The sequence below is a fragment of the Vibrio sp. 10N.237.312.B06 genome (assembly GCF_041464685.1).
Lineage (GTDB): Bacteria > Pseudomonadota > Gammaproteobacteria > Enterobacterales > Vibrionaceae > Vibrio > Vibrio tasmaniensis_A.
Genome location: NZ_JBFSPI010000032.1, coordinates 42,927 through 50,045 on the forward strand (window position 1 = coordinate 42,927; position 7,119 = coordinate 50,045).

6 protein-coding genes are annotated in these 7,119 nt (G+C 41.3%); 2 read left to right on the forward strand and 4 right to left on the reverse strand.

All coding sequences use genetic code 11. The features are described 5' to 3' along the window. Positions 1-37: 37 nt before the first annotated feature. The 4 genes from AB6C75_RS10940 to AB6C75_RS10955 all read right to left on the reverse strand — a co-directional run bounded on the left by AB6C75_RS10940 (position 38) and on the right by AB6C75_RS10955 (position 3,467). Entirely contained in the window at positions 38-535 is a 498-nt protein-coding gene (locus AB6C75_RS10940; RefSeq protein ID WP_009845433.1) for a hypothetical protein, read from the reverse strand. A 77-nt stretch (positions 536-612) separates the two neighbouring features. After that, positions 613-1,137: a hypothetical protein gene (locus AB6C75_RS10945; RefSeq protein ID WP_017097466.1), complete on the reverse strand. Its 525-nt coding sequence runs from the start codon at positions 1,135-1,137 to the stop codon at positions 613-615. Positions 1,138-1,906: 769 nt separating this feature from the next. Next, complete coding sequence (ltaE, locus tag AB6C75_RS10950; RefSeq protein ID WP_122047348.1) at positions 1,907-2,911, reverse strand: low-specificity L-threonine aldolase; 1,005 nt, start codon at positions 2,909-2,911, stop codon at positions 1,907-1,909. A 40-nt stretch (positions 2,912-2,951) separates the two neighbouring features. Continuing rightward, positions 2,952-3,467, reverse strand: coding sequence for an NUDIX hydrolase (locus tag AB6C75_RS10955; protein ID WP_009845430.1), 516 nt, complete (start codon positions 3,465-3,467; stop codon positions 2,952-2,954). A 287-nt stretch (positions 3,468-3,754) separates the two neighbouring features. Between AB6C75_RS10955 and AB6C75_RS10960 the strand changes: the two genes are divergently transcribed. Both AB6C75_RS10960 and viaA read left to right on the forward strand, forming a co-directional pair. After that, positions 3,755-5,410, forward strand: a complete 1,656-nt coding sequence (locus AB6C75_RS10960) for an ATPase RavA domain-containing protein (RefSeq protein WP_009845429.1) — start codon at positions 3,755-3,757, stop codon at positions 5,408-5,410. Between the two features lie 12 nt (positions 5,411-5,422). Next, positions 5,423-6,868, forward strand: coding sequence for an ATPase RavA stimulator ViaA (gene viaA, locus AB6C75_RS10965; protein ID WP_372107774.1), 1,446 nt, complete (start codon positions 5,423-5,425; stop codon positions 6,866-6,868). The last annotated feature ends 251 nt before the right edge of the window (positions 6,869-7,119 follow it).

A 7,119-nucleotide genomic window follows, 5' to 3' on the forward strand; every position in this document is an offset into this window, starting at 1 on the left:
TCGGAGGCCAAATAATAGCCCCCGACTTATTCAACCTCTAATTTGAGGTGATATTTACGGTTAACGTATCTGAATAACCACCTGCCCATGGGGAGGTTTCTGTTGTCACAATATCAATGGACGCGGCAACACCAGTCGCCAATACTCCTGAACCACCATAAGAGTTACTGATTGAAACGTCATTTAGGCCTGGGCCTCCTGGCGCATTAAGCGTGAAAGGAGCTAAGCCTGAAGGGTTAAATGTTGCTTCGTATGTAAGAGCGTAGTCTTCGCTATCATCGGACTCTAGACCACCCTCAGCACTCGTCAGTGTTACAGTTGCACCATCGACGTCATTACACTTCATGTTAAGGCCACTAACAGAAAGGTTTTGAATTTGAGATACATTACCAAAGTCCATCAGTTGTGTTGAAAGACCAGTAACTTCACATACAGGTGAAACAAAACCAACTAGCTGGACATCACCAGGAGCGGCTTGAACTTGAGCACCAAAAATAGCTGTGACTGTTGCTGCGTAGAGTGTTAGCTTTTTCATTAGAAATTCCTTTATCTTAAATGATTGGCTCGAATACTGCTGAGCGTATGTTGTTCTGCAGATACATTGCAGAGCTTTTACTTGGTCACGCTATGAATCGAAGGGTAAACTTCGATCTCAATAACGTCTTGATAATAACCCGCGAAACGCAAGCTATTTTCGAGTGCTACCCTAAGGCTCCCCTGTTGAGAGAAAGGAATAACACCAGAACTGTTTATCATTACTGGTGAAGTAAGTTGGCTGCTGTGCCTACTTTCATAAAGACGAAGCTCGTCTATTTGTAATGACAGATTATAAGTTTCAATAATATCAACCCCTTGGTGTTGATATTTTAAGCCTCCATATTTTGAATTAATCGTTATACCCAACGGACGGTTACAATACATATTAAAAGGCAATAGTTGTACATCACGGTGTTCCGTAAACTTCATGACATTGCCAGAAAAGAAATTTATTTCGCATCGATCTTTGATCTGGCCATTAATTCCTAACGTTAAGGTGTTAGCACTGGTGTAGAATGAAAGTGACAGACTAAAAATTAACGTTGAGACGATGAATTTGTGAATAAATACGAATGCTCTAATCATCATTTCACCTCTCATTGATTGAATGTAACCTGTTGCTTAACTTTCAAAACTATAAGTGCTTTAAAAAATGGTGAAGTAGTAAAAAAAGTTTATTATTTAGACGAAGTATGAGTTTTAGTATGAGTTTAAGGTAAGGTATAAATAGTACATTTTTAGAGAATAATTTTGTTTTCAATTAGATAGGCAGTTTTTGACCCACAGTTAAATTTACGAGTGGATTTTTATTAATTGATAAAATTAGAACTATGGTCTACGGCGTTATTTTTGGTGAATTTTTCGATGGATTATTCTTCCAGGAATATTTTGTTTTTAGTTTTATTCACTGGTTTATAATTTGAATGTGAAAATTTTTAATTGTAATAGTGAACAGTGGCTATCTATATTGGTTGGTAATTTCTATTTAAATTAGCCTCTTACGATGTTTTTTTAGAATTGGTATTTTTTATTCTTAAATACCGTACGCATGGCAAATGAAAATTAAATTATTACGATTAAATTATTTGATTTTATCGTGCATGAAAAATTCAATCTCACAAATGAAAATCGAAATTTAACGATAATTTAATACTTAAACGCAGGTTTAATACATAGAAGGTATTCACATAGGCCAAAACAAGATTGCGTTCTGTTGCAGTTAATTTAGTTGAGTCTATTAGGCAGATTAGTCGGTATAGGTATAGGTGGCTATTTTTCGGTGGAAGAGGTGAATGATTTTTTTTAAAAGACTAAAGCTTCGTAAGGGAAGCTCTAGTCTTAATTGCTTTAATACGAATCTTGTTCAGCGTTAAAGCGCACTTTCCAACTTAGTTAGGAAAGTCGCGATGTCTTTTGAACTGATATCTCTATGAGTAACAAAACGTACAGGGTTACCTGGTGACATTGTAATGCCTTGCTCTCCTAACTCCCGTGCGATACGGTTAATATCAACCGACTGATCTAACTTCGCAAACACAATATTAGTTTGAATGAAATCAGGGTTAACTGAGAAACCTTCTAACTTGCTTAGACCAATCGCTAGTTTTTTTGCGTTTTCATGGTCTACTTTAAGTTGAGCCACGTTCTCCGTGAGCGCCATTTTACCTGCTGCAGCAAGAATACCAGCCTGACGCATACCACCACCGACCATTTTACGCAATCGACGAGCTTTAGCGATGTACGCTTTGCTACCAAGAAGTAGAGAGCCAATCGGAGCACCCAAACCTTTTGATAAACAAATTGTCATCGAATCGAAGTGTTGTGCGATCTCTTTAATGTGAACATCTAGTGCAGCCGCCGCGTTATAGACACGCGCGCCATCTAAGTGCATTTGCAGGCCGTGTTGGTTTACGAACTCACGCGCTTCCGCTAGGTAAGAGACTGGCAGCACTTTACCATTGATTGTGTTTTCTAAACTAAGAAGCTTAGTACGAGCAAAGTGGCTGTCGTCTGGCTTAATCGCTGCAGCAAGCTTTTTAAAATCTAACGTGCCGTCAGGGTTGTTCTCGATTGGCTGAGGTTGAATCGAGCCTAATACTGCAGCGCCGCCAGCTTCGTATTTGTAGTTGTGCGCTTGTTGGCCACAAAGGTATTCGTCACCACGCTCACAGTGCGCCATTAAACCCAGTAGGTTGGCCTGTGTGCCGGAAGAAGTGAACATAGCCGCTTCAAAACCGGTTTCATTTGCAGCCCATTGTTCCAGTTCGTTGACGGTTGGGTCATCGCCATATACATCATCGCCTACTTCTGCATTTGCCATTACATCACGCATAGCTTGCGAAGGTTTAGTTACGGTGTCAGAACGAAAGTCCATGTTTATCTCCTAGAGTACTATTAGGTAGTCATATAATTGGCTATAGATGGCCACATAGTTGGGCTTTGCTTAAACAAGCGATGGTTTTGGTATCGGTAATTTGATCGTTGCGAATTTTATGTTGCAGTTCTTCCAAGCTAAGTTCGATAACCTCTATTACTTCATCTTCATCACATTCAAAGCGGGTAGTAAGGCTTAAGTCTTTTGCGATGAACAAGTGTTGGATCTCATCACAGAAGCCAGCTAAAGGGGTAACTTGTCCCAAGCTCTGGAAATAAGTTGCACTGTAACCCGTTTCTTCTTCGAGTTCGCGTTGTGCACATTGAAGAGGTGTCTCATCAATTTCCATCGTGCCAGCAGGGAGTTCCAAAAGCCATTTTTTAAGAGAAGGACGAAACTGGTTAATGAGGATGATTTTTCCAGACGAAGTGATAGGAAGAATAACGGCCGCGCCGGGGTGGTTTATTGTTGTATGTTTTACCACGACGTTCGTAGGGAGCGTCACGTTCTCTTCTATAAGAGAAATACTTTTCCATTGATGGATAACTTTACTCATGCAATCTGGCCACTTTCCTTGCCAATTTTTCTTATAACTGAAGACGTGTACCACCATAACGTCTATGGTGTCGAAAATAAAAGAAAAATTAGGGTTAACAATAGATTTAGTTTCACACCATTCGTGATGCTACTCTCATAATTGGAATCTATGATTGCGCGAAAATTGCAGCTTAACCATCTGATATAAAGGCAACTCAATAATAAAAGATACTTGTAACAAAGTGCTAACAAATGTATAAAAACGTATCTACACTCTCAACTGTTCAAAGATTTTCGGAGTAACGCATGAACCCTTCTATTTCCTCACATGCTGACAAGGCGCTACTCTCTGAAAGAATCAATAAATTAGCGCATGCTCTCTCTGATGGCGTTTATGAAAGAGAAGACACCATTAAGCTTTGTTTACTGGCGGCTCTGGCTGGCGAAAGTGTGTTCCTATTGGGCCCTCCGGGTATCGCAAAAAGCCTTATCGCTAAACGCCTCATCCAGGCTTTTGACAACAGTAGCTACTTCGAATATTTGATGACACGTTTCTCTACTCCTGAGGAAGTGTTCGGCCCACTAAGCATTCAAGAATTAAAAGACAACGGTCGTTACGTAAGGCTGACCGAAGGCTACCTACCAACCGCGCAAGTCGTATTCCTTGATGAGATCTGGAAAGCAGGCCCTGCCATTCTCAATACGTTACTGACTGTGGTTAACGAAAAGACATTTAAAAACGGCGCAGACATTGAGCGTGTGCCGATGCGCTTGTTGGTTTCAGCGTCTAATGAACTTCCAGACGAAGACAGCGGGCTAGAAGCACTTTATGACCGAATGTTAGTTCGTGTGTTCGTCAACCGTATTCAAAACAAACAAAACTTCAAATCGATGCTGACAACAGGTACTTCTCAAGAAGCCGTCATTCCAAAAGGGTTAGCGATTACAGACATTGAATATCATCAATGGCAGAAAGAACTCGATAATCTGGAGCTGACGGATAACTCGTTTAACAAGTTATTTGAGCTAAAAACCATGCTTGAAGAGACGGTTAAGAAGCAAGGTTCAGCATCCGAGTCGGATTTGTATGTTTCGGACAGACGCTGGAAGAAAGCGGTTAAACTATTGAAAGCGAGCGCATTCTTCAGTGGCCGTGATAGCGTTAACCCGCTCGATATTATGCTTCTTCAAGATTGTTTGTGGCATAGCCCTGAATCTCGCGATGTGGTTCGTAGCGTTGTAAAAGATTTTGCGTTGAACCGAGCGTTTGATCAGCAAGAGTCTAAATCTCAAATCGAAATGTCTCGTGAAGAGCTAGAAGAGATTCAAGATGATGTTGAATCGACTCTGTCGGTGTCGCTCTCTGTGGAGTCAACCAGTGGCTTACGACGTAAAGACGTTTACCAACATGATATAAAGAACGCGAAAATGTACAGCGTCGGTAGCGCATACAATCTTATTAAATTGGTTATGCTGCAAAGCAATATGTCGGTGTCTGAATCTGAGAAAGGCGATAGTCGTTGGGTGTATGTAGCCAAAGATGATTTTGACCGCGTTCTAAAAGAAGGTCATGGCGACATTTATGGTTACGTAAACGAAAACAAAAATCTATGCCGCTTAAAGCTCGACTTGGATGCATCGAATCAACTAGTGATCAAAGATATTGCTAATCGTTCTGTATTGGTGAGTGTGGTGACTACTGACGGTTTAGATCAAGAACTGTATAACAAGTGGTTGAACGGCGCTGAGAAAGCCCTAGAACAGTTAACTGCAGCTGAATTCAAGTTAAAAAGAGTACGCACTGAATTCCATGACGCATTACCGCATAACTATATTGACCCTGATTTACCGAAAGCGATGGAATCAAGCTTACAGGCGGTAACACAAGAGCTTGAAACGACAAAAGTGAAGAGTAGCAAGATCGCGCAACGCATTAAGTTCATGAGTCAGTACTTTGAGTAAGAGGGGGAGCATATGTTAGGAGCTGACGGCTTAAACTTCGCTTTGATGGTGGCTGACTCTGGTATCATTGATACCGCGATGAATGATCTTATCGCTCGTTCTCAAGTGATGATGGCTGCTGAGAATAAAGGTGTGAAAACATCAGTCAAAAACCACTTAGTTAAATGGCGCGGTAAAGTAAAAAAACGCGTCACTAAAGTGTGTGAAACCGACCGTTTCCAAGAGGAAATCGCACTTTACCAAGAAGTGATTTACTGGGATGAATCTCAGTTTTTTGACGAGATTGATCGCGTTATTAAGAAGCTGGAGTGGCACTCAGCATTTTATCTACAAGCAAGACGTTTGATGGAAAACAATAAAGGTGTTTATAACGCGATGTTTCCACATTACTTTTGTGATCAATGGTACCAATCGCTGTCAGATGCCATCAAACAAGCTCAAGTCACCGAACTCGAAACAAGCAAAGAAAAAGTCTTAGCTGATCTTTATCAGCGCATGGAAACCATGAAAAACATGGACAAAGTGACAGAGTCGGGCGATGAAGGCAGTGTAGGGCGTTTGTGGGACATGGCATCGGCCAAATTAAGCAAAACAGACCTAACCATCATGAAGCGCCACGCTGAGTTTCTGAATAAGCACAAGGGTTTGCAAGAGATCGCAGAAAAACTAGGACGTATGGCTGGTGAGGAAGATGATCCTTCGCTACACAAAGCTCCTGTAGAAGAACTGCAGATGGTTGAAGAGAAAAGCGATGAAGCGGTCGATGATATTGTTGGGATTCACGAAAGTGATGATCTCAACAAGATGCTGCCAAACGAAACCATGTTCCTCGCTTACCCTGAACTTGAGGTTATCTTTTATAAGCACTTGGCCGACAAGCGTTTATTGAGCTATCGTTCGCAAGGTAAATCACGGACATTACGTAAAGTAAAAGCGCAAAAGCCTGATAGCAAAAACGTCGATATTGAAAAAGGGCCGTTCATCGTCTGTGTGGACGCTTCTGGTTCTATGAGTGGTTTCCCTGAGCAGTCAGCTAAAGCAATGGCTTATGCTTTGATGCAAATCGCTCTTGCGGAAGAGAGAGACTGTTACGTGATTCTGTTCTCTTCTGAGCAGATCACCTATGAATTAACAAGGCAAGATGGCCTACGTGAAGCGAGTGACTTTTTAAGCTACTCATTCCATGGCGGTACAGATTTAGAACCTGTTCTGATGAAGTCGATTGATTTGATGACGGGTGACAAATACAAGAACGCAGATTTGATCGTGCTTTCTGACTTTATTGCTCCTAAGCAGTCTGATGAAATGATTGCTCAGGTTGAAAAATTGAAAGAGCACAAAAACCGTTTCCATGCGGTTAGTCTTTCGAAATATGGCAACCCACAACTTATGACGATGTTTGACCATTGTTGGGCTTACCATCCAAGCCTAGTCGGTCGTTTTATGAAGAAGTGGTAACGTCGAATTCCTTAATTTGCTCCATTTTGCTGCGTGTTTATTGATTGAAGAGATCGAACATGCAGCAATTTGATTTAAATGTCAGCAAACGAAATTGAAATTCATTTTTTTGTTTGACTATCTCCCCTCGATCCGTAAAGTAGGCACCCGAACACAGTGGTGCTAACGTTTAGTCGGTGCTAACGTGTTGAAAAATGGCGCCTTGGCAGAGTGGCTATGCAGCGGATTGCAAATCCGTGGACCTCGGTTCG